Below are 22,176 nucleotides of genomic sequence, written 5' to 3'. Positions count from 1 at the left end.
TCTTCGGCTCGTTTTGGCTACGCATCTGTGTGACGCGGGTGCACGAAAGTTGTTTCGACATCTTTCGGGGGCCCGTCACTGCTTCCTCAGTGGCGGGCTTCCCTTTTTGCCAGTTCCATGAAGACGCCACACCAGAAGCGGTAGTCCACTCTGCGGCCCGCAAAATGTGCTTCCAGCGCACAGCACGCGACAGCAGTTGCCGCGTCCGGTCCATAGAACTCGATAGCGGCTCGGACGGCGCGGCTTGAACGGCAAGTATGTGGGCAAGGCCGTCATCGCCACAAACAGCGCGATCAAGGATCGGTTGTGGAAGCGGCTGCAGCAGGCCAAGGGCGGGCCGCCGGAGGGCTTGCCGAAGGCGGTGGTCACCCCGGATGTCGAATGGGTCAGCCCCGGCATCACGGCGCGCGTGAAGACTCTCCGCGGCGAGCCAAAGCTGCGCCACGCGTCTGTGCAGGATTTCGGGGAAGAATGAGCAAAACGCACGCGAGGAAAGGAACGTTAGATACCGCTAATAGTTCTTTAGTCAGCAGGGGCAAACCAACACCCCAAGTCGCACAGCGCTCAAACCGGGAGAAATATCATGCAACGGCTTATGTTCACATCAGTTGTAATCGCTTTGTCGGCTGGCCTGTCGTGGTCACAAGCCGCCACGCCCGTTCAACATAAACACGGTATCAGAACGAATTATGGTGCGGCCGGCGGCATGAAGCTTGACCCCACCATAACGGGCGGCACGTCGAAACCGAATGCGGCAAAAGATTGTGCCACCGGCCAGCAGACCGGCAGTGCACAGTCTTCGGCGCCTGGTCAGGCGACAGTCGACGCGAAGGGCGCCGCCCCTGGCCAGATGGAAAAGACAGCTGCGCGCTGCTGAACCATCGCCGCGCGCTTCAAGGAGATCGGTGCGGATCGAGGAGGAGAAGCCGGGTCTGATCGGCCGTGTGAAGCACCTGCGCGGCGAGGACGATTTACGCCATGCCTCGCTGCAGGATTTTAGGGAAGAGTAAGGGCCAACGCCTGCTCCCGCCGTCGCTGGTACATCCGCAGTCGACGGCGGGTGCCGGATTTAAAGCTTGCACCGGCCACTGCGGGAGGTCCCGCGCCAGTGAATTTACATCCACATCAGCAGTCGCTCAATTAAGGCTAAGTGCGGGTGGCCATCATCCTTTCAGGGGCTTTACCGGTCCCGTGCCATCGAATGAACAGCGCTTGCCAATGCGGTCTAGGCGAGGAATATATTCCTCCTGTTGCGGCCCATGCCGCACTCCATGATCGCGCGTCGGTAGCACGACGGGAGACCCCCAGTCAGCAGGGTGAGGTCAGCGCCCGCGACGGTCAGGGGGTATACGACACCGCGGGTGACCGTCGAACGCGCGTCACACCACGCCGTGCGGCCGGCACGCACCCGTTGAACGCGCAAGGGGTCCCCGTCGCTGCATATGAGGCATTGGTAGGCCGGCACGGATGGTGAAACCTTCGGGGTGACTCGAGCCGTGCCGGCCAGGGCGGGACGACTAGAGGGACGAGTACCACGCTGTGATCGAGTACCATAATCTTTACGAAGAGGTACTGCCGTTCACGTTCGATCTGGATGAGGACGGCAACGACATGCCGCCAACTAACTAGCGCCCAGGTAAGCGGACTTGACGGAACATTAGCGATCTCTAATTGTGCGATGGCGGCCGGCGATGCTCACCCCATCCCTGCCGAAGATCGGCCCTCCGATCGGCCCGCGTTCTCCGCCAGAGGCGCGGGCTTTCAGTGGCCGCCGGTCCCGCCTCATACAAGAGGTTCTGACGTGGTGGCCCGCTCATCAAGAAGTGCTAATATTCTAAGAGCGCGACAGCCATTCGACTTCGCGGCCAATCAGAGTGAACCGTTCACAGGGGCAACAGGTGAGGCACGAGCCAACGAAAGTCACCGGAGGATGTCTTTGTGGCAGCGTTCGATATGAGACAGAGGTCTATCTCCACAACGGCTATATCTGCCACTGCACCATTTGCCAGCGCAGCACAGGCCAACCGGCCGAGATTACGGTCCTAATTAAGGCCGGCACTCTCAAATATCTGAAGGACGAACCGAAATACTATGTTTCGTCGGATGACGGGAAACGTGGGTTTTGTGGGCATTGCGGGTCTCGGATCGTATGGCAGGCATCTAGGCGGGAGGATGAATGGTTGACGAATATCACGGTGGGCACATTGGATAGACCGGCCGAGGCCAGGGTCACCAGGCATATCTACGCGGACACTCAGTTGCCTTGGTATCGTGTGTGTGAGGAGTTGCCGAAGCTAACTGAGAAAGATGCTGGGAGGCTAATCGAACTTCTCAGAGATGAGTTGCGGCCGGAACTGTAAAGTAAGCCTGGCAACGACGGAGAACTCTACGGATGTCGATCCGCGATGAATTGCAGGGACTTTGGGACATCTACGTCGCCGCCTACCGCGCGGGGGATGCAGCCGGTTGCGCAGCGATGTTCACAGGTGATGGCGAGGTGCATTCTCCCTACGCACCTCCGGCTCGAGGTCGCGCGGCTATTGAGGCACTCCACAGCATCTGGACACAAGGCGAGGTCGGGGACAAAACGCTTGCCCTCGTGGAAGCGAACTCGTCCGGCGACCTGGCTTGGTGCCTTGCTGCCTATTCAGAAGGTGAGGCGACGGGAAACGGAACATCACTCAGCGTTTTGGAGCGGCAAGCCGGAGGAGGCTGGTTGATACGCATGTGCAGCCTCAACAGCAGCGACGCTGGCGAGTGAGCGACAAACCGGTGACCACCTACATCGCGAGCGTTTTCGAGAAGCCGCATTGGCGGACCGTGCTGACCACCAAGGACAAGGCCAAGGCGATGGCCACGGCAAAAGAGATCGGCGACAAGGTGCGCGTCGAAGAGATTACGCCGAAGCTGAAGAAACAGGTCGTTACTTCTTCGGCATCTGAGGTGGCTCTAGTGTGACGTAAGGTGTCCTCGGCTCCTTGCCAATGGTCCGATAACGCGGCGCCGCATCACCGGGCGCGCCGAGCGATTTGATGTAAAGATACAGCGAACGCATGTCGCTCTCGGCCATAGCTTGGACTTGGTACCAAGGCATTGGCGGCATTGTGAACCTGTTCTTGAGGTAGTCTACCCATTTGTCCTCCGTATACACTCTTGCCGATTCCCTTAGATTTGATGCATAGGTCGTGTAAAGCAATCTGCGTTCATGCCTGACCGACCCCGCTCGCCGGCGCCAGCCCATGACTCTTTTCGCTGAAAGGAACAAATGAGGAACGTTCAACCAGCATTTTTGCGAGAACAGATGAGTGCATCGACGCCGACTGCTGCCATTTCCGACCTTCGCGATCGCATTGCGCGTTTCCAAGGCGGAAGTACGCGCGAGCGGGCGGTGGTCCCGTTCGGCGTCGCTGCTATCGACAGCCATCTGCCTGGGGGCGGTGTTGCGCTTGGCGCCCTGCATGAGGTTGCCGGTGGCGGCAATGGTGCGATTGATGGCGCTGCCGCATCGCTTTTTGCAGCAGGAATTGCAGCCAGGACGCCGGGCAAGGTGCTGTGGTGTGTCACGCGTCAGGATCTGTTTGCGCCGGCAATCGCCCAGGTCGGGCTTCACCCTGATCGGGTGATCTACGTCGAAGCAAAGGTGGTCCCATCTTCAACTTCCGCTCTGAAGGCAGGAGTTTCAAAATATCCGAAAGCCAAGCACCGGTTCCGCCGCTGGGCCAAAATGTGACCCGTTACGGGTCAATGCGCTTGGCACAGCAATTGCATTGATAGGTGTGTGGGCTGGGGCGAGGGTCCGTCGCCTCGCAAATGGAGCGGCGGGCCTTCAGTCAATAAGGGGGTTGGATGGAGCGGCCCGGCACCCCTTGTTGGGATGGGGCTAGGACACCGGGCCTAACCTACGGGCAGTTGTGAGAACCGGCGCCGTGGGCTGGGGACTATATGCGCTCATGCTAAATACGCGCAAAGCATACGAACGAAGTATGAGAGCAACAATTCGGGGGGCAACCGATGGCCGATAAGCCGGTGACGAAGGACGTCGTGAGCATATTTTGAGAAGTGGGAGCAGGGGCAGCGGCGGTGACAGCGTAACCCTCTCGCTTTCCGTTCTCGGCTGTCGGGCCGCTGTTAGCGCGGTTGCGGAAGAGCTCTACCTCTCAGGGACGCCAGCAAGGCACCGGCGCGCTGTAGGTGGCGAATAGGCTAGCGTCTGCCAAAGGCCGCCAGGGGGTCGATACTTGCGCGATCGCTAAAATAATGAAACTCTCGCCTGTAGCCCTTTGCGGAATGTGAAGCGGATTGGGGCGATGTATTTTCCGCAGTTCTTAGTCGGAATGCTGACGACGTCGGGTGTTGTCGGGGCTTGGGCCTATGTTGCCACGGGGTCTGTCTGGACGAGTGTTGCCTGGGCCTTCATCGCCGCGGCTCTGTTGCAGGTCGGGTATTTCGCGCTTGTGTTCAAGCTTGTCTATCGGCAGCAAGACACCAAGCAGGAGGCGGAGGCGACTACCCCGGACGCCACCAAACAACCAGTCGTTCCGCATCAGCCACTACATCGAGACGGTCGCTAACGAAGCGGTGTGATAGCGCAGTGGCCCTTCAACTCGTGGCTGGAAACAAAGACCTTCACCATCGACGAGCACGAACCGCTCGCCATTGAGTGCGAAGTTGGCAGGCCAGCCTTCCCGCTCAGAAATTTCTTTCAAACATCTCCGACAATAGTTAATTTTCCCTAATGTCTCTCCTGTGGTTCACCCCCAAAGTCCCCGTGAAGACCCGCGCCGGCCACCGACGTTTGATTAGCAACGTGCAGGCTGCCTCCAAGGAACTTCTGACGTGGGCCCTTCGTGGCCCGCAATGGAATCGAGCGGCACGCGTTTGCATTTCCACCTGGGCAAGGGAAGCGACACCGCAGGAAGCCAGGAGGTGCCTCAGGCTAGCTGCCGTGGAGGAGGGTCGGCTCCTTCCACGCGTTGAGGAGGATAGCTGACCCCCCATTGGCCAACCCTGTGACCGACTGCGGGACCTATTCGACGCGTCACTCTACACTACAATTCGATCAGATAAGCGCGGATGCACGAACCGCCTGTAACTGCAAGCCGACGAATCTACTCGTTTGCTGGTCAGGCCTAGCGGTCGAACCAGTCCCCAGCTCCGGCGGTTGGCCGTTGGAGGCTGCTTCGTCCGGCCGTTAAGGCCCGGTGCCGTCGAGCGGCTGAGGCAGGATCGCCTAAAAAGCCGTGCATCTGTTAGTTGCTCAGCGCCACTCTCATTTGAACTGTTACGGAATACGCAACAAGTCCTGCAAGCGAAGTGGCAGTTGCGGCGAGGCATGCAATTCGGTGCAGCTGTGTTTCCATCGCCGGAGGTATTCGGCGATGGGAATGCCGGTTCGGCCGGGCCACCGGTTGAGTGCGCCCAGCGCCTCGATGCAATCCGGCGCGTGGTCATATTCGGCGAGGATGGTCACGGCTATCGCCCGAGCGAACGGATTGAGGCCGGGTATTTCGATCTCGCTGCGATGATCAGTGAACCACGCCGCGGCGTCGCGGGTGAGCCCCTGGCTGTCGGCGAGTGCGGTACAGCCTCGGATGATGCTCTCGCGATAGTCGGCAATGGCATCGCCGAAAGCGTTGTCGCCGGCGAATGGCGGGTTCTCCTTCCAGTCCTTCGCCAGGCGCCCCAGGCCCCGCAGCGAGAACGCTTCGACCATCGCTTCCTCGAGCCACTGGCAGGGCGGCGCCGGCTTGGCGTCGGCCTGCCAACTGTTGGCCATGACGTGGCCGAGTTCGTGCCCGAACTGGTAGGCAAGCTTCGACCAGTCGCGCTCGCCGATATCCACGATGATCCACGCCATGCTGCTGCCGTCAGGATGCAGCCAGATGGCCGGCGTGCCGGAAGTGTGCTCGTCGACACGCAGCCGCTTCGGCTGGCGGTCGGAGAGCAGGCGGACGCCGTCAAGGCATGCATGCCGCATCCGCTCGAGCACGAGATCTGCCGAGCGAGGAAGCATGTGCCCCCAATCGCCTGTGAGCTCGATCGGCGCGGAGAGGAGGGTTGGTTGTAGGCCCGGCTGGGAAGGTGCAGAAGACATGGCTGCGCAGACTATACTCGTGGTGCCCGGCCGCGCTAGCGCGGCGAGTGTGAAACCTGTGGCGGCTGCGCCAACAACCACCCTGATGCAATCCCGGCGCTTCAGGTTACACCCTCGTTCTCTCTATCGCCTAGGTCCGCAGGTCGATCGGATCGGGACGAATGAACCTACTCGCCTTAGCCGGTTATGATCATCCGGCTTGGCTGATAGCCCTTTAACAAAAACGCATGCATTCCGTTATGAAATCGATGAAGCATGTTTAGCCCACGAAAATCCTCCACGCTCCACACTGAGATATGTGCTTCGGAGGCGTGGCCCTCCCAGTCATCTTGAACCAATGCTTCCGGGGTGATGATACATATGTAACCCGTACGGTAGATCAGAAAATTGACTAGATCTATTCCATCTGACTTCCTCATATGCTCGATGCAGTCCCCCATAATAACCAAGTCAAATCTGCAACGAGGATTATTTATAAGTGTAACTGCATCTGCGACTATGACATCGTCATAAAGGTTGTGAAGATCGTAAGTATCAACGTAAGATTGGTCTATCTCAACGGCAGTCAGGTGGCACGCAAAGCCATGTTCTTTTGCTTTGCGTCTTGCGATTCCCGAATATTTGCCCTCCCCTGGCCCAATGTCGCAGACGCGGCCGGGTTGGAGCAAATCGAATAACGTTCCTACATAGTGTTCAAACGCGTTTGATGAGAAGGGCATGAACTCTCCCTACGCTTAAGACCTGAAGGTCCCATTGCAGCGAGTCCCCCAGCCAATGACTGGTTACAACCAGCCGATAAATCATTTACTATCTGGAACGAAGGGTCCATGGAAATAATCTAGGACTCCGCAAACCCGTTTGGGTGAGTTGGTGGATGGTGTGAGCGATGCAATTTTGGTCAAACGCGAGTCCTCGCCCTCCCTATTTCAGATGCCGGTTTAGCGAACAAGTGCACCGATCGACGAAAATGCTGTGGAACGGCTTGTCCCCCTTTAGCCACTCGGAGACGAACGCATGACCGGCGCAGTTCGAAACGTGCAGAATTGCTACTACCTGATTAGCCACCATAACACAGTCCTGTACGAAGATCCCGAATCTGGTCAGCTCCGGCACGCTGCCTTTGAGATAGCTCCTCTGAATTTGCTTTTGGAATTCGAAGGCTCTCGGGGTCGGCTCTGTTCGAGAGGACACCTAAGCAGTGAGCCAAGCTCAACAGCTCAGTCGGTTGGCCAACTAGAGCTGCGGAATGGGGGCGTCGATTTTGACTGCCAGATCGAGAGCTTCGCGGACGACACGGTGGGGATACGAGTTGCAGGGCAATATATTTCCGCAGATTCGGACGGTTTGGTTCGTAATAACCGAGATTGGTGCAAAGATTGGGAGCGATACCATCTCATCAGGCCTGATACGATCGATGGCATAGGGCTGCTCCGCCGACATTTATGGCTGAGCCACGACACCCGAGACATCTTATCACTCGCGCCTAGCGCTGGTGAGGGGAAGCAAACACGGAATGGGGAAGTAATCGATCTAAGGCGCGAAATCGATTTCGGTCCCGCGCGTTTCCGGCCTGCAGGAAGTTGTGCGTCGCTCCTGTGTGAAAGCTCCGGAAGCGCCTACGGAAACCTGCCGCAACGCCTGCATATTGTTGGTGGGCAAGGTGCCATTCATTGCTTCTCCCGTTTCCAGCCGATGGTGTATTTCTGCGTATACGGAAGCGACTCCTACTTCGAGTGCCTTCGGCTTTCGCTGCTCTCACTGGAGACGCACGGCCGATACGATGGCACTGTAGGCGTCGCGTGCGATCGGCCAGCCAGCGATGTAATGAAGTATGTGCCGAAGGCTTTTCAAGATCGCCTGATTGTTTCTCCTGCGCCGAAAGAGAGAGGTTATTTCAATCGTTACTACATCGATCACGGCTTGTATGATGATTATCAACCGATACTGTATGTCGATATTGATATTATTTTTGATTGCCCCGTCAAAGATCTGTTGATCGAGATTTTGCTCCAGAGGCAGGTTTGCTGCGCAACCGAAACTCGCGGACTCGAGGACCTTGCTGGTCGGTCCCCTCGGGATTGGCCCGACTACCCCGGCAATTATTTCGGCAGATATCTCTACGCTGCAGATTCAGAATTTCCAGCGACGGCCGTGCTCGGAAACTCCGGTGAAATCGGATTTGATAGCATCGCTCGGGTGCAGACGGTGAATGAACTGGTCAGAGCGATCGCGCGCCGCCAGACGCCCGAGCTTCTCAAAATTTTTGGAGACCAGCCGATTCTCAACTATGTGCTGCATAGGACAGGACTGGGCAACCACGAACTACTTGATCGCTATCGGCGCCTTGCGCGCCGGCTCGAAGATGCCCCGCCAGAGGAACGTCGTGGCCTTGTGCACTTTTATCTGGCGTCGGGCGCCGAGGACGTCTCCGCCAAATCGTCAATGATGGCCACATACCTTGAAAGTCTCGACCGATCGTCGGGGACCTCAAAAAACGGTTCAATAGCACCAAACGCCCGAGGGCCAAGCTAGCGCGCGCAGTTCCTGTCGCAGGACACAGTGCATATGCCTGCGTCTGAGTGCTGCAATCGGTTGCACCTAGCGCGACCACTTCCTTGTTGGACGAAGCCGCATTAGCTCGCGTCGAATTGAAATGCGGACGAGAACTGAGCGGTAGGCTGCAGCAACGCCTGTACCTCGGCCGCTTCGACTGTCGCGAGGCACGAGCTACTGTCGGCGACACTATAGGAAATCAGCAGCCGCTTGCCGTCCGGATGCCAGGCTAGACCGGCCGCGAATTCAATGCCTTTCTTCTCAAAGAAGAACTGTCGGCTCACGCTTCGTATGACGTCTGCTTCGTCGAACCAAACGAACCGGTGTAGGTAGTAACGTCGATTTTCGGATGGCCGCCATTGTACCTCGTGGATCAGGGCGAGCCAGCCGCCGGCGAATGCAATTAGCTGGCTGCCGCCCCTAAAGTGCCGAGCATCGATCGTCGGAGAACTCTCGCTCAGCGTCGACCCCCGGTCGTCCACGATGCGGGTTGGATCGCAGAGATAGACGAAACGCAGCTGCTGTTGAGCCCTCTCGCCGAGTGCCGGGGTCACCTGCGGCATCCAGTTTTTCTGATGTTGCCGCTCCGCGGAAGGATGCAGCACGCGCCAGTCTGTTAGATGGTGGAGGCCATGACCTCGTTCGTCGATGCGGGCGACGATCTGCTCACACCATCCGTCTGCATTCAACTCGCGTACGTTGGCTACGATCCACAACTCATTGCGCCACGCGAACAGGCGCATATCCTCGAATCCGCGAATGCGGTCGAAGGCGGGTGCTGGCCAATCGGCTGGCGGCAGGATTTCGGTTGCAGATTGGGTTTGCAAATTTTTGTCAAGGCGCAGCAAGAAATTCCGGGTTGTTATCGGCGCACCATCGGGGGTGAGGTATTGGAGCCCGTCCTCGGTTACCGCATAGTTGACGGTCCGCTGCGCAACGACAATCTCGTCACCCAACCGGCTTATTGACGGGTTCATCGCCCGGTATCCGTCCGGCGGCGTGAAATCGACCGGACGTGCCTGGAACGAGGGCATGATCGTCTTTGCCTCCTGGACGTAGAAAAGCAGGTTGGTCCACGCCAAGTTCCGGGAGGCCTCGCCAATCGTCCGGTTCAGTGCCAGCCAGTTGCACGCTCCGAAGCCGCGATCCTTGCGCACAGGATCGCGCGCATAGTTTGCCGCGATCGCAAATTCCTCCTGCAGACCTGTCGTGTAGATGAAATCCTCGAGAAACAGGATGTCCTGCTCGGATCTCTTGATCGCCAGACCGGCTTCCGAAAACAGCACGCTGACATCGTTCATCCCGTTCTCACGGTAGAACCGTGCCAAGTCATAGAGCGGTTCGGCGCGTTGGGGGCGTTGATTGAAAGCGGCAAGCGCTTGGCGAATGAAGCCTGCATCGTCGCCGAGCTTTTGCAAACAACGCGCCTCCTGCAGGCGGGCGTTCCATGCCTCTTCGTCCCAGCCGCCCATCTGGGCGCGTTTGGCGTAGGCCACCGCTGCCTCCGCCGTCCGTCCGGCGTCGCGGTAGGATTGCGCCAGGTAAAACCAGTATCTGTGGTTCTCCGGATCCTCCTCAAGTGCTGCCAGCAACAGCGTGATGTCGCGTTCGAACTTGTCGACGCGGTTCGATCCGCTGGCATGGTCCTTGTACCAAACGCTTGGCAGCCCGTGCACTTCACCGCGAACGTCAAGATATTCATGGGTCACGCCGTGGTAGCGCGCGCCTGCATCGCGCCTGACAAGACGGGTGTTCCAATAGATGAGACCGGAATCGGCGCGCTGCAGCAGCCGGTAGCCCGGGCCGTCTAACTGCGCTCGAAAGCCCGCATCCTCGACCACGAGTTCCATGTCGGCGTCGTCAAAAAGCAGATAGTCATAAGCGAGCGACGATGCATAGGCGTGATCGAGCGCGGCGTTGCGGGCCTGCTCGAAATTCTGAAACGGGAACTCATGCAGCTCGCCAGGCAAATTGCGATCGGCGAAGAACGCCTTGATGAAGTCCTGCGTGCCATCGGTCGAGCCGGTATCGCCGATGACCCAGCAGTCGATGTGGCCGACAACCGCCCCGAGACAACGCTGCAAGTTCGCTATCTCGTTCTTGACGATCATGTTGAGGCAAAGGCGCCTGCCGCTTGTCATTTGTGAACTGTCAGCTCGCGGTGTGAGGGTGGGCGACACTCAAGCAGCGCATCCACCACGCACTGGGACCAGTTCGGTGCGCCGTACCAAAGCTCCCTTTGTCCATAATCCACTGCCGCTCCCGATCATCTTGCCGGTCCCGTCACTGGAGTAGCCAAAATGCCGGACCAGCTACTTCACCGCCATTTGTGTGGCGCCGTCAAGATCGAGGGAGCGGCTGCTGCGTCGGTCCTTGGCAATCCCGCAGAGGGCTGCGAAGCTGGTGTCGATCACATTTTGCAGCTGACGAAAATTAATGCGGATGCGTTAAGACTAAGATTCTCAAAGGATTTTTTGGCGTTGCGTTGCAGCAATCGCTATTCTCAACCCAGCCGTCCGTTACTTTATAGTTTACAAATTACTAATTTTCGTCCTTACTAATATATCGCTATAGAGGGAGCCCGCAGGTCGCGGGTATAGCCGGCAGTTCTGCGAAAGTCGTAGGGAGTTGAGCCGGAGGTTCTGGAGTAGCAAGGCCATTTCGCGGATGATGAAGCAGGTGCGTTAGAGGGGCGCGCCGCCGCGGTTACGTTTGTCCTTCTGCACGGAAGGGTTTCCATTCCGGAGTTCTCTTCGCGAGTTTTCGCCGAGACATTGGCGTCAGCCGTGACGGGAGTGGGTCGTGTACCGTGTGATATCACGTGCGTACCGCGGGTACCTCAGGGAACTGGAAGCGCCCCGCTTCGACCAGCCCCAAAAACCCCTGAGGCTGAGCGCCAGAACCGATCCAGATGCACAGATCGGCGAGTACCGGCGTGTTGCCGCGGCCGAGTGCGGGCAACCCCCTTGTTCCATAGAGACGTCATGCCAAGCCCTTCGAACCGTCTCTCGCCGTCCGGCGCACGGCTTCTACGTCTTGGTCCCGGCCGACAGGACTGCGCGGGTATCGCCGCGGCTGCGGGCATCTGGCTGTGGAGCTGTGACGTGGACGCGGGCGCCGGCGGTCAGGGCTGCGCCGATAAGCCATCGTGAGCGGGCAGCCGTGCGATCGCGGCTTCTCCGGGCCCCATCGGAGCGCCGGCGCTCCGCAATGATTTTATTCCGAGGATGCGAACAGGAGAGGCAGCGGCGCAGCCGCCGCCCACCGAGGAGGACATGATGAGCTTCACAGCAGGGTTTGCGGTCATGGAAGTCACTGTTCGGGGCGTTTTGCCGATCGGCGACGCGACCGAAAATGTAACTTATTTTATTTTGGACACGGCCAAGAGCGCGATCGTCGGCCAGGTCGTCCTTCCCAAGGCCGTCAAGCGAAGCCTCGCCGTCGCTCTCACCGTCAAGGTTCCAAGCACCGCCGGCTCATTTGCGATCGGGGCGTTTGACGATGGCGGGAATTTCCAGGCCGCCAGCTTCCTGCGGGTAGAGAGCCCCTCTGTTAATCGCCCCGGCGGCGCCGTCGGGCCATCCGGAAGATGACCGCTCCTTGCCCTTACCGCTCGCCGGCCAAGCCGTCGGGCGGTTTCCCCTTGAATTGAATTCAAAGCCAACAGGAGCCAGTCATGGCCCGCGCCTCTGAAATTCTCTTTGTGGATCCTTCAATTTCCGATCTCAACACGGTTCTCGGCAACGTGCGACCGGAAGTCCGGGCTGTCATTTTGGATGGCCGCCTGCCGGCGGCACGGCAGATCGCTGCCGCGCTCGCATCGTACGAAGGGCTCGACGCGGTCCACGTCATCGCGCATGGCGCACCGGGCCGGGTTAGCTTCGCCGCAGGAGAATGGTCAGTCGGGACGTTGAAAGAAGCGGCTGACGATTTCGCCGCAATCGGCAGGGCGCTTGCCGCGGACGGCGAGCTGCGGCTATGGAGCTGCGAGACGGCATCAGGGGATGCGGGCGAAGCTTTTATAGAGGCGCTGGAAGAGGCAGTGGGCACGGACGTCTGCGCGTCTCGGTCGCTGATTGGTGCAGCGGCCCTGGGCGGCGCCTGGGAGATATCCGCACACGTAAGCTCGTCCACGCCTTTGCCTCCGATGACTTCAGCTGGCGTGGCCAGTTACTCGGGGGTGCTTGCGACGACAGGTGATCTGACGCTTAAGGGCGTAATTACCGGCCCTGGCAACAGCAGTAATGTCAATACGTATTATCTGGTGGATACACATAGCGATTTGGACCCAGACGGCGCCGGGCCGTTAACAAAATTTTCAGACGATGAAGTTGTTGGAAGCTTTCAGCTTCCAAATGCAACTAACGGTTTGGTTTTTTCGTTTGCTGTAACAATAACAATTCCGGATACTACTGATAATTATGTCATTTACAACGCCAACTTCGGCGTAGTAGCTACACTTTCTCCTATTATTGGTTCCAATCCTCCGCAGTATCATCTTGAGCCCGGTGCTGCTAATCCTAGTGGCAACAACAATTTTAATGGAGGTAATCTCACCCTCGCGTCTGAAGGGCAAGTAGGGCCCACGGGTCCCACTGGCCCGACGGGTGCGACCGGAGCAACAGGCGCCACGGGCGCAACCGGGGCGACTGGCTCTACCGGTGCGAGCGGCGGAACCGGCGCCACAGGTGCGACCGGCGCCACGGGTGCAACCGGCGCGACCGGTTCTACTGGCGCCACGGGTTCGACCGGAGCAACTGGCTCGACGGGTGCAACAGGCTCGACCGGAGCGACAGGTTCTACTGGCGCGACCGGTTCTACTGGCGCCACGGGTTCGACCGGAGCAACTGGCTCGACAGGTGCGACTGGCTCGACCGGCGCGAGTGGCTCGACGGGCGCGACAGGCTCTACTGGCGCGACAGGCTCTACCGGAGCGACAGGCTCTACTGGCGCGACAGGCTCTACCGGAGCGACTGGCTCTACCGGTGCGACAGGCTCGACTGGTGCAACCGGCTCTACTGGCGCCACCGGCGCGACTGGCGCCACCGGCTCGACTGGCGCCACCGGCTCGACCGGAGCAACAGGTTCGACTGGTGCGACAGGCTCGACCGGAGCGACTGGCTCGACCGGAGCCACTGGAGCGACTGGTGCGACAGGCTCGACCGGAGCGACCGGCTCGACCGGAGCGACTGGCTCGACAGGTGCAACTGGTTCGACCGGAGCCACCGGAGCGACCGGCTCGACAGGTGCGACCGGAGCCACCGGAGCCACCGGCTCGACTGGAGCCACCGGAGCGACCGGCTCGACAGGTGCAACTGGTTCGACCGGAGCGACTGGCTCGACCGGTGCGACCGGTTCGACTGGAGCAACCGGCTCTACCGGCGCAACGGGTTCGACCGGCGCGACAGGCTCTACCGGTGCGACTGGTTCGACCGGAGCCACCGGAGCCACCGGCTCGACTGGAGCCACCGGAGCGACTGGCTCGACCGGAGCGACTGGCTCGACCGGAGCGACAGGTTCGACCGGTGCGACTGGCTCGACCGGAGCGACAGGTTCGACCGGTGCGACTGGCTCGACTGGAGCAACCGGCTCGACTGGAGCGACAGGTTCGACCGGTGCGACTGGCTCCACCGGAGCAACCGGCTCGACCGGTGCGACTGGCTCCACCGGAGCAACCGGCTCGACCGGAGCAACTGGTTCGACCGGAGCGACTGGCGCAACCGGCTCGACCGGCGCGACGGGCTCGACCGGAGCAACGGGTTCGACCGGTGCGACCGGCTCGACTGGAGCGACCGGCTCGACCGGAGCAACCGGCTCGACTGGTGCAACCGGCTCTACCGGCGCAACGGGTTCGACCGGAGCGACCGGCTCGACCGGTGCGACTGGCTCGACCGGAGCAACCGGCTCGACTGGTGCAACCGGCTCGACCGGCGCAACGGGTTCGACCGGAGCGACCGGCTCGACCGGAGCGACCGGCTCGACCGGAGCAACCGGCTCGACTGGTGCAACCGGCTCTACCGGCGCAACGGGTTCGACCGGAGCGACCGGAGCGACCGGCTCGACCGGTGCGACTGGCTCGACCGGAGCAACCGGCTCTACCGGAGCAACGGGTTCGACCGGTGCGACCGGCTCGACCGGAGCAACCGGCTCGACCGGAGCAACGGGTTCGACCGGTGCGACTGGCGCAACCGGAGCAACCGGCTCGACCGGAGCGACTGGCTCGACCGGAGCAACAGGTTCGACCGGAGCAACCGGTGCGACTGGCTCGACTGGTGCGACTGGTGCGACTGGTTCGACCGGAGCAACCGGCTCGACCGGTGCGACTGGCTCGACTGGAGCAACCGGCTCGACCGGAGCGACTGGCTCGACCGGAGCAACCGGCTCCACTGGAGCAACCGGTTCGACGGGCTCGACTGGTGCAACGGGTTCGACCGGAGCGACGGGCTCGACTGGTTCGACCGGCGCGACTGGCTCAGCCGGAGTGACGGGCGCGACTGGAGCGACCGGCCCAGGCGGTGAGACCGGTGATCATGACCACGATCACGATCACGATCATGACCACCACCATGGCAACAACGGTGGCGGCAACGATCCCGACGGAAGCGACAGCAGCAACCCGGGCAAGGGTCATCCCAATGACGGCTCCGATAACGACGGCACGCCCAATGATCCCAATGCCACGGTCACGGCCAGTACCCTCGGGCTCAAGGACACGACGCAGTTCCTGCAATCCGGCTCGACAGACAGTGATCCTGTCAGCCATGCGTCGTTCCGCCAACTCATCGGCCTGGCGGCCAGTACGGTGACGACCGACCTCCTGAATGTCCTCAACACGATCAAGGGAGGTCACAACCAGAACAAGCCGGTGGGTGCGAGCACCGACCTGACCTCGGACCACACCAAGCATGGTGCCGGCTACGCCAACAGCGACGACACAGTGAAGAAAGCTCTGAAGGATATTCTGAAGCCGCATGAGTGAGCAGTAGTGGTGACCGGACAGACCACGATAGAAACCGGTCCAAGGCTGAGAAACGGGCGCGCGGGCTTTGCGGGAAAGCAAGGCCTGCGCGTCCGCCATTTCCGAATGGGCAAGGGGCTCGCGCCGCCGACCATCCCGGCGTATGATCAGCGCCGCCGGAAATCCCGGCGGGGACGGTCCGCCCGGGGCATTGTTGAACTCACGCCTGCGTGCCGGAAGGGAAGTCCATGGCGAACATCCCTCTGAATGCCGAAATCCAGCCGGTCCCTATCCGCGCCGGCATTGAAGCCGAAGCGATCGGCCAGGCCGGCGGCGAGAGCGAAGCAGGGCGTATTCCCGGTGGTCCCGCCGAGTTTGACCAGGCCGGGCCGCGCCTCAAGGCGATGCTCGCGGTCGCCCGCTATCACGGTGTCGAACTCGACCCGAACGAATTCAGGGCGGCGAGTGCAAGCCCGTTTCCAACCGCTGCCGACTTGTCCGAATGGGCGCGGAACGGCGGGATGTGGTCTCGCGCCGTCCGCGTTCGCTGGTCTCACCTCTTGCGCTTTCAAGACACCGGACCGGTGGCTCTGTTGTTCAGCGATGGCGGCGCGGGACTCCTCACCGGGGCGAGTGCCGAGCGCAACGTCGTCTTCCTCAAAAGCGCGGACACGCCCGACGACGGTGAATCCACCGCGATCGACGAACTGCGGCTGTCGCAGGTGTGGACGGGCGAGGCGGTGCTGCTGCGAAACGCGCGATCCTATGTTGCGGCGGACGCGCCTTTCACTCTCAGCTGGCTCGTCGAACTGGTGCGGCTCGAAAGCCGGCCCCTGCGCGACGTTGCCATCGCCTCGTTCACGCTCAGCATCCTTACCATCCTGCCGCCGCTCATCGTCATGACGGTGGTCAACAAGGTGTTGCAGTTCAACAGTGTCTCGACGCTGTTGCTCTTGTCGGCCATTATCGCCGTCGTCTTCGCCTACGAGACGCTCCTGGGCCACGCGCGGCGATCGATCATCAACGTCGTCGGGGCCCGTTTGGACACCAAGCTGCAGCTGCACGTTTTCAGCCGGCTCCTGCGCCTGCCGCTTGATTATTTCGAGCGCCATCCGGCCGGCGAGACGATGTACCACCTCGCCCAGGTCTACCGCATCCGCGAGTTCCTGACCGGCAAACTCCTCAGTACGTTCCTCGATCTGATCACGCTCTGCGTGCTGGTGCCGGTGATGTTCTATGTCAACGCCAAGCTCGCCTGGATCGTGGTAACCTGCGCAGCCGTGATCATGCTGATCATCCTCGCCTTCCTCAGACCAATGCGCCGGAGGTACCAGCGGGTGATCGAGGCCGAGACATGGAAGTCGGCGGCGCTCGGCGAAACCGTTGTCGGCATAAAGACCGTGAAAGCTCTCGGTCTCGAGCCGCAACGCAAGGCGCTTTGGGACGAGCGGGTGGCGGAATCGGGAAGGGCGCGTCTATCCTTCGGGCAGTTCGCCAGCTGGCCGCAGACCCTGGTTACGCCAATCGAACGTGTGATGGTGCTCGGTACCATGCTGATTGGCGCCTATCTCGCGATGAACGACAGTTCTGGCTATATGGTCGGCGGCCTGTTCGCCTTCATGATGATCTCCCAGCGCGTCGCGCAACCGCTGGTCGGACTGGCTCGACTGATCGAGGATTACGAAGAGGTCGGCGCGGCGATCGGCGAGGCGGCGTCGGTCCTTAACCGGCCGTTGGAAAGCAGTTCGAATTCCCTCGGCTTGAGGCCAAGGCTCGTCGGCGAGGTCACGTTCAGCGATCTGACCTTCAGCTATATCGGCACCAAGACGCCGGCGCTCGACCGGGTCAGCTTCAACATTCCGGCGGGGAGCATGTTCGGCATTGTCGGGCGGAGCGGGTCGGGAAAATCGACGATCGCGCGTCTCCTGCAGGGGATCAACCGCGATTATAGCGGTTTCCTCAAGCTGGACGGCGTCGACCTCAAGGAAATCAACCTGCGTCACCTTCGCCAGGGGCTCGGCGTGGTCCTCCAGGACAATTTCCTGTTCCGCGGGTCGATCCGCGACAACATCATCGCCGGGCGCGCGGGCCTGACGCTTTCCGACGCCATGCGTGCCGCGCATCTGGCCGGCGCCGAAGAATTTATCGAACGAATGCCGAATGGCTACGACACATACATCGAGGAAGGATCGCCCAATCTGTCGGGCGGTCAAAAGCAGCGGCTGGCGATCGCGCGCGCCCTCATCCACAATCCGACCGTCCTCATCCTCGACGAAGCGACCAGCGCACTCGACCCGGAGAGCGAGGCGGTTGTCAGCGCCAACCTCATGCGCATCGCCAGCGGGCGCACGATGATCATCGTTTCGCATCGGCTTTCCTCGCTTACCGAGTGCGACCAGATCCTGGTCATGGAGCAGGGCAAGGTTCTGGACGTTGCCTCCCACCCGATTCTGCTCGAACGATGCGCGCTCTATCGTCAGCTGTGGGCGCAGCAGAACCGGCATCTCGACGGCCACCACGGCCGCCCGGTGGCCGTACCACCGCGGTTGGTTTGACGATGTTGCGCGGCGATCGATTTGTGCTTTCGGCGACGGGCGCCGGCAAATCGGTGATCCGTTCCTTCAGCTCTAAAGCGCTTGGGCGCATGTCCGAGGCTGGAATGGATGGGACAGAATGGTCCGGTTCACCAAAGACAGCATGCACTTCAGGTTTGATAAGCCATGAGTAGCACCTCCCTCACCATCCGCCCCGCCCGCTGGCGTCGGACGAAGACGAGCGATCCGACGACACCGGCCATCCTCGAATTCCAGTGGCCGTCGACGGCGATCGCCAATGCGCCCATTCCGCGAGCGGCGCGCGGCATCGTCTGGATTATTTCGAGCTTGGTGATCGCGTTGATCGCCTTGGCAGGAGTGATACCGGTCGACCAGGTGGTGACGACCAGAGGGCTCGTGGTCTCACAATCGCCCAACATCGTCGTGCAGCCACTGGAGACGGCGATCGTCCGCTCGATCGACGTGCGCGAAGGACAGCATGTGCAAGCCGGTCAATTGCTTGCCCGCCTCGATGCGACCTTTGCCTCAGCCGACCTCCAGTCGCTGGCGATGCAGGTCTCGACGCTTGAGGCCGAAGTGGCACGGTTGAAGGCGGAGGCCGACGGCAAGGCCTTCAACTATGACGGTCTCGATCCGACCTGGACCCTGCAGGCCTCCATCTTCGAGCGCCGCAAGGCGGTCTACGACGCCAAGCTGGAGAATTTCGACCGGCAAGGCGATGAACTCAGTTCGGCGATCTCGCGTGCTCAATCGGATGCCGTCGGGTACCGGCAGCGGCTCTCCGTCGCGGCCTCGATAGAACAGATGCGCAAGCAGCTGGAAGAAAGACAGGTCGGGAGCCGCCTCAATACGCTTCTCGCTGAGGACAATTCGGCGGAAATGTCCCGGGCGCTCGGCAATGCGGAGCAGACAGCAGAAGCTGCCAAGCGCCAGCAGGCGGCGGTGGCTGCCGATCGCGACGGCTACATCCAAGGCTGGCGAGCGGAAGTCTCACAGGGGCTGTCGGAGGCGAGTTCGCGGATGTCCGATGCCCGCGAACTCCTCAACAAGGCAAAGCTGCGCAAGCAGTTGGTGGAGCTGAAAAGTGAAGCAGACGCCATCGTCCAGTCGGTGGCGAAAGTCTCGGTCGGCTCGGTCCTGCAGTCCGGCGAGCGCTTGATTGTATTAGTGCCAGCCGACGCGCCGCTCGAGATCGAGACAAACATTGTGGGCCGCAGCAGCGGCTTCGTGCACGTCGGCGATCCCGTGGTCATCAAGTTCGACACTTTCCCCTATTCGCAATATGGCCTCGCCCACGGCACTGTGCGGACGCTCAGCCCCGATTCCTTTTCGGCGCAGGAGCAAGCCCGCGACCCAAACAGTTCCCTGGCCATGTTGCCCTCGGACTCCGGGCCGTACTATCGCACGCGCATTTCCATCGATCAGGTCGCGCTGCACGGGGTACCCGCCGGTTTCAACGTCAGCCCTGGAATGCCCGTGACCGCCGACGTGAAAGTCGGCCAGCGCACAGTGCTCAAATACATCCTCGGGGCTATGCTTCCGATCGGCCAGGAAGCAATGCGCGAGCCGTAGGCTGTAGCGCGGTAGGCGACCGAGGTGGAGGAATCGAGGGCTCGGACCAAAATGACAATTCTGAATCGGCTAACTGGTTTCGCCAACCCGGCGGCAGCATTGCGGCGGGCGATCGAGTTCTCTGACAGCGGCAAGCCCGCGGAAGCCTTTCCGCTCATGGCGATCGCCGCACGCGCGGGGATCGCCGATGCGGAGTATCGGGTCGCACGTTGCTATCTCGAGGGATCGGGTGTGCCGCCGAGTCGCGTGGAGGGGACGCGCTGGCTGAGGCGCGCCGCGAATCACGGCAGCGCCGATGCGCAGGCACTCCTCGCCGCACTTTACGTGACCGGCCTCGCGACAGCGGAAAGTGACGGCAAGGGCTCAGAATCGGAACGCTTGTTCGAGCAAGACTTTTCGGGTGAGCCGGACTTCGTGACAGCACTCGGCCTTGCCACGAAAGCTGCCGAGGCAGGCTGCGCGACCGGCCAGGCAGTTCTCGGCTACATCCTTACCAGCGGTCCTGAACCTATGCGCGACCCGGATGCGGCGCACCGCTGGTACGAGCGGTCGGCCGCGGCCGGCTGTGCCGAAGGATGCCTCGGTTTTGCGCTTTCGCTGGCACGGCGGAGTGGGCTGGCGGAACGGGCCAGGGTTGCCGACGAGGTGCGGCGCGCGGCCGACGCTGGGTTGCCGACCGCAACCTATCTTCTCGCTGTCCTTACCGAGCACGGCCTCGGTGTCACAGCCGACTTAGCTGCCGCCGCGCGGCTGTACCAGGCAGCTGCGGAGAAAGGCCTTCCCTCTGCGCAGTTCCGGATGGGGTTGGCGCTGATTGACGGTAGCCTCGTAGACCATGATCCCACGGCCGGGGAGGCGTGGATGCGGCGCTCCGCGCTGGGCGGCAACATCGAGGCAGCGTATCTCCTTGGCGATCGTCACGTAAAGAGCCGGCCGCCGGATTTTGCAGAGGCCGCAAACTGGTATCGGCGGGCGGCGGAGGCGGGTCACCAGCCCGCCGCTCGCGCTATTGCCTCTCTGTACCTGACAGGTAACGGCGTTGCCAAGGATGACAAAGAGGGGATGCGCTGGCTTCGCGTTGCCGCAAACAGCGGGAACCAGGAAGCACAAGTCGACCTCGCCAATCGCGTTCTCGGAGGAGCCGGCGAGCCGGACGATACTACACGCGTAGCCGGATGGTTCGAGGCAGCCGCGTCATCGGGCGATCTCATCGCCGCGTTCAATCTCGGGCTCTGTTTCACCAAGGGCGTTGGCGTCCGGCAAGACGAACGTCAGGCGGCGCAATGGCTGAGGCGCGCTGCTGAAGGCGTCGCCGAGGCCCAATACATGTATGCGCGCATCCTCCAGGATGGGCGCGGCGTGGCGGCCGACGCGCAGCAGTCCCGCGCCTGGTTTGCCGAGGCAGCCGACGGCGGCGTCCTCGACGCACAAGTGGCACTTGCGGAGATGTTGCTCAACGGGCACGGAGGCGCGCGGTCGCCAAAAGCTGCAATCCAGCTGTTCGAGCGGGCCGCCGCCGACGGTCATGCCGGGGCAATGTTCGCGCTCGGCGCGCTCCACAGCTCCGGCGAGGGCCTGCCGATCGACCAGACGGCAGCGCAGAAATGGTTCGCCGCCGCCGCCGAATGTGGGCATGGACAGGCCCAGCTGATGCTTGGCCGATTTCTCTTGAAGGGCCTCGCCGGGGAAAGCAATCCGGTGGCAGGCCGCCTTTGGCTTGAGCGGGCGGCTGCACATGGTATCCAGGAAGCCGCCGACGAGCTCGCTGAGTTTGGGTAGTAGCCTGCCGCGTGCGCCGTCGATGCGATTGGTGAAAAGACGACGGTGTTTTTTCTTGCTGCGATAAAGGTTCTGGATGGGTCTCGAAGAAAGTCATCGAATCCTAGAAAGAGGCCGCGGGAACCAGGCTGCACAAATGCCGCTTCACACAGGGTTGAGACGCTTCGTACACCTTATTAGTGTTGCGTATAGCTATGCAACTCTAGAGTGTTGCACACCCGGATATATTAGTTAGCTAATATATAATTACAAATTGTTAACCAGGATCAACGCGTCTTTTCCACAGTATCGTAGTATGCCCTTCAGCTTGGGTTACCTCTAAAGAGCGGGGAAGCCATACGTCCGTGCGTTGGGGCGGCGTATGCCCTACTCCTTGAATCCATTCCTCAGTTAACATCTAGTCAGCCTGACACACGATGAACGAGCGTATCAGTTCACGCTCTGACAAGCTTTGGAGCCAAACCAAGAGGGAGAAAAGCAAAGTCAGCGGCGGAGAGGAGTAGGTAAGCGATGGGACACCTCCAAACTTCCGATTTTTCGAATGACGCGACAAGACCGCTACACAACGGGCATATGCCGGACGCGAATGGCCTTAGCAGGTCCGATCTCGAAGAAGGACATCGAAGCGAAGGCCTTGTCATGATTGTCGACAAGCGAGCACTTGA

General features: G+C 60.9%; 17 protein-coding genes and 2 pseudogenes. 15 read left to right on the top strand and 4 right to left on the bottom strand.

Going from position 1 to position 22,176, the window contains the following annotated elements; translation table 11 throughout:
• Window positions 1-244 precede the first annotated feature (244 nt).
• The 7 genes and pseudogenes from FCU66_RS12740 (at window position 245) to FCU66_RS12705 (ending at window position 4,571) form a co-directional block, all read left to right on the top strand.
• A complete protein-coding gene (locus FCU66_RS12740) occupies window positions 245-475 on the top strand; it encodes a hypothetical protein (RefSeq protein WP_136616580.1) in 231 nt (76 codons plus the stop codon).
• Between the two features lie 108 nt (window positions 476-583).
• A complete protein-coding gene (locus FCU66_RS12735; protein ID WP_136616579.1) occupies window positions 584-877 on the top strand; it encodes a hypothetical protein in 294 nt (97 codons plus the stop codon).
• A 997-nt stretch (window positions 878-1,874) separates the two neighbouring features.
• The gene (locus FCU66_RS42795; RefSeq protein WP_425462852.1) at window positions 1,875-2,360 is read left to right on the top strand and encodes a GFA family protein; all 486 of its coding nucleotides are present in this window, start codon (window positions 1,875-1,877) and stop codon (window positions 2,358-2,360) included.
• Window positions 2,361-2,392: 32 nt separating this feature from the next.
• On the top strand, window positions 2,393-2,761 hold the full coding sequence (locus FCU66_RS12720; RefSeq protein WP_136616578.1) for a YybH family protein: 369 nt from the start codon (window positions 2,393-2,395) through the stop codon (window positions 2,759-2,761).
• Window positions 2,758-2,958, top strand: a complete 201-nt coding sequence (locus FCU66_RS12715) for a hypothetical protein (RefSeq protein ID WP_136616577.1) — start codon at window positions 2,758-2,760, stop codon at window positions 2,956-2,958. Before FCU66_RS12720 ends, FCU66_RS12715 begins: the two co-directional genes overlap by 4 nt.
• Before the next feature lie 343 nt (window positions 2,959-3,301).
• Window positions 3,302-3,676, top strand: a pseudogene (locus FCU66_RS12710) (ImuA family protein); the annotation flags it as partial.
• Between the two features lie 631 nt (window positions 3,677-4,307).
• Window positions 4,308-4,571: a hypothetical protein gene (locus tag FCU66_RS12705; protein ID WP_136616576.1), complete on the top strand. Its 264-nt coding sequence runs from the start codon at window positions 4,308-4,310 to the stop codon at window positions 4,569-4,571.
• A gap of 710 nt (window positions 4,572-5,281) precedes the next feature.
• On the opposite strand, the gene FCU66_RS12695 is transcribed toward FCU66_RS12705, so the two are convergent.
• A complete protein-coding gene (locus FCU66_RS12695; protein ID WP_246093877.1) occupies window positions 5,282-6,094 on the bottom strand; it encodes a hypothetical protein in 813 nt (270 codons plus the stop codon).
• Window positions 6,095-6,270: 176 nt separating this feature from the next.
• Complete coding sequence (locus tag FCU66_RS12690) at window positions 6,271-6,813, bottom strand: methyltransferase domain-containing protein (RefSeq protein WP_136616574.1); 543 nt, start codon at window positions 6,811-6,813, stop codon at window positions 6,271-6,273.
• 295 nt (window positions 6,814-7,108) lie between these two features.
• Here FCU66_RS12690 and FCU66_RS12685 point away from each other — a divergent pair, with 295 nt between their 5' ends.
• Window positions 7,109-8,626, top strand: coding sequence for a hypothetical protein (locus FCU66_RS12685; RefSeq protein ID WP_136616573.1), 1,518 nt, complete (start codon window positions 7,109-7,111; stop codon window positions 8,624-8,626).
• A gap of 101 nt (window positions 8,627-8,727) precedes the next feature.
• On the opposite strand, the gene FCU66_RS12680 is transcribed toward FCU66_RS12685, so the two are convergent.
• Window positions 8,728-10,758 (bottom strand): glycosyltransferase, encoded by a 2,031-nt coding sequence (locus tag FCU66_RS12680; protein WP_136616572.1) that lies wholly within the window; start codon window positions 10,756-10,758, stop codon window positions 8,728-8,730.
• Between the two features lie 189 nt (window positions 10,759-10,947).
• Here FCU66_RS12680 and FCU66_RS12675 point away from each other — a divergent pair, with 189 nt between their 5' ends.
• From FCU66_RS12675 to FCU66_RS41570, 3 genes and pseudogenes are all read left to right on the top strand, one after another.
• Complete coding sequence (locus FCU66_RS12675; RefSeq protein ID WP_136616571.1) at window positions 10,948-11,208, top strand: hypothetical protein; 261 nt, start codon at window positions 10,948-10,950, stop codon at window positions 11,206-11,208.
• 717 nt (window positions 11,209-11,925) lie between these two features.
• Window positions 11,926-12,240, top strand: coding sequence for a hypothetical protein (locus tag FCU66_RS12670; RefSeq protein ID WP_136616570.1), 315 nt, complete (start codon window positions 11,926-11,928; stop codon window positions 12,238-12,240).
• 83 nt (window positions 12,241-12,323) lie between these two features.
• A pseudogene (locus tag FCU66_RS41570) lies at window positions 12,324-12,821 on the top strand (DUF4347 domain-containing protein); the annotation flags it as partial.
• Between the two features lie 320 nt (window positions 12,822-13,141).
• Here the strand turns inward: FCU66_RS41570 and FCU66_RS41565 are convergent.
• Window positions 13,142-15,034: a DUF4573 domain-containing protein gene (locus tag FCU66_RS41565; RefSeq protein WP_181956548.1), complete on the bottom strand. Its 1,893-nt coding sequence runs from the start codon at window positions 15,032-15,034 to the stop codon at window positions 13,142-13,144.
• A 94-nt stretch (window positions 15,035-15,128) separates the two neighbouring features.
• Here FCU66_RS41565 and FCU66_RS42790 point away from each other — a divergent pair, with 94 nt between their 5' ends.
• The 4 genes from FCU66_RS42790 (at window position 15,129) to FCU66_RS12650 (ending at window position 21,511) form a co-directional block, all read left to right on the top strand.
• Window positions 15,129-15,626 carry a hypothetical protein gene (locus FCU66_RS42790; RefSeq protein WP_206077170.1) on the top strand — a complete coding sequence of 166 codons (498 nt, stop codon included), beginning with the start codon at window positions 15,129-15,131 and terminating at the stop codon, window positions 15,624-15,626.
• 227 nt (window positions 15,627-15,853) lie between these two features.
• Window positions 15,854-18,160, top strand: a complete 2,307-nt coding sequence (locus tag FCU66_RS12660; RefSeq protein ID WP_246093875.1) for a peptidase domain-containing ABC transporter — start codon at window positions 15,854-15,856, stop codon at window positions 18,158-18,160.
• Between the two features lie 165 nt (window positions 18,161-18,325).
• Entirely contained in the window at window positions 18,326-19,732 is a 1,407-nt protein-coding gene (locus FCU66_RS12655; protein ID WP_136620624.1) for an HlyD family type I secretion periplasmic adaptor subunit, read from the top strand.
• 51 nt (window positions 19,733-19,783) lie between these two features.
• Window positions 19,784-21,511, top strand: coding sequence for a tetratricopeptide repeat protein (locus FCU66_RS12650; protein ID WP_136620625.1), 1,728 nt, complete (start codon window positions 19,784-19,786; stop codon window positions 21,509-21,511).
• The last annotated feature ends 665 nt before the right edge of the window (window positions 21,512-22,176 follow it).

Origin of the sequence: Mesorhizobium norvegicum, assembly GCF_004919685.1 — a bacterium.
GTDB classification, from domain to species: domain Bacteria; phylum Pseudomonadota; class Alphaproteobacteria; order Rhizobiales; family Rhizobiaceae; genus Mesorhizobium; species Mesorhizobium norvegicum.
The sequence above is the reverse complement of the archived record's forward strand: the minus strand, read 5'-3'. Positions and strand labels throughout refer to the sequence as shown.

Excerpts from the sequence above, each read along its gene's own strand:
- FCU66_RS12735 (WP_136616579.1), top strand. The coding sequence starts at position 584 with ATGCAACGGCTTATGTTCACATCAGTTGTAATCGCTTTGTCGGCTGGC.
- FCU66_RS12720 (WP_136616578.1), top strand. The coding sequence starts at position 2,393 with ATGTCGATCCGCGATGAATTGCAGGGACTTTGGGACATCTACGTCGCC.
- FCU66_RS12705 (WP_136616576.1), top strand. The coding sequence starts at position 4,308 with ATGTATTTTCCGCAGTTCTTAGTCGGAATGCTGACGACGTCGGGTGTT.
- FCU66_RS12695 (WP_246093877.1), bottom strand. The coding sequence starts at position 6,094 with ATGTCTTCTGCACCTTCCCAGCCGGGCCTACAACCAACCCTCCTCTCC.
- FCU66_RS12690 (WP_136616574.1), bottom strand. The coding sequence starts at position 6,813 with ATGCCCTTCTCATCAAACGCGTTTGAACACTATGTAGGAACGTTATTC.
- FCU66_RS12685 (WP_136616573.1), top strand. The coding sequence starts at position 7,109 with ATGACCGGCGCAGTTCGAAACGTGCAGAATTGCTACTACCTGATTAGC.
- FCU66_RS12680 (WP_136616572.1), bottom strand. The coding sequence starts at position 10,758 with ATGATCGTCAAGAACGAGATAGCGAACTTGCAGCGTTGTCTCGGGGCG.
- FCU66_RS12675 (WP_136616571.1), top strand. The coding sequence starts at position 10,948 with ATGCCGGACCAGCTACTTCACCGCCATTTGTGTGGCGCCGTCAAGATC.
- FCU66_RS12670 (WP_136616570.1), top strand. The coding sequence starts at position 11,926 with ATGAGCTTCACAGCAGGGTTTGCGGTCATGGAAGTCACTGTTCGGGGC.
- FCU66_RS12660 (WP_246093875.1), top strand. The coding sequence starts at position 15,854 with ATGGCGAACATCCCTCTGAATGCCGAAATCCAGCCGGTCCCTATCCGC.
- FCU66_RS12655 (WP_136620624.1), top strand. The coding sequence starts at position 18,326 with ATGAGTAGCACCTCCCTCACCATCCGCCCCGCCCGCTGGCGTCGGACG.
- FCU66_RS12650 (WP_136620625.1), top strand. The coding sequence starts at position 19,784 with ATGACAATTCTGAATCGGCTAACTGGTTTCGCCAACCCGGCGGCAGCA.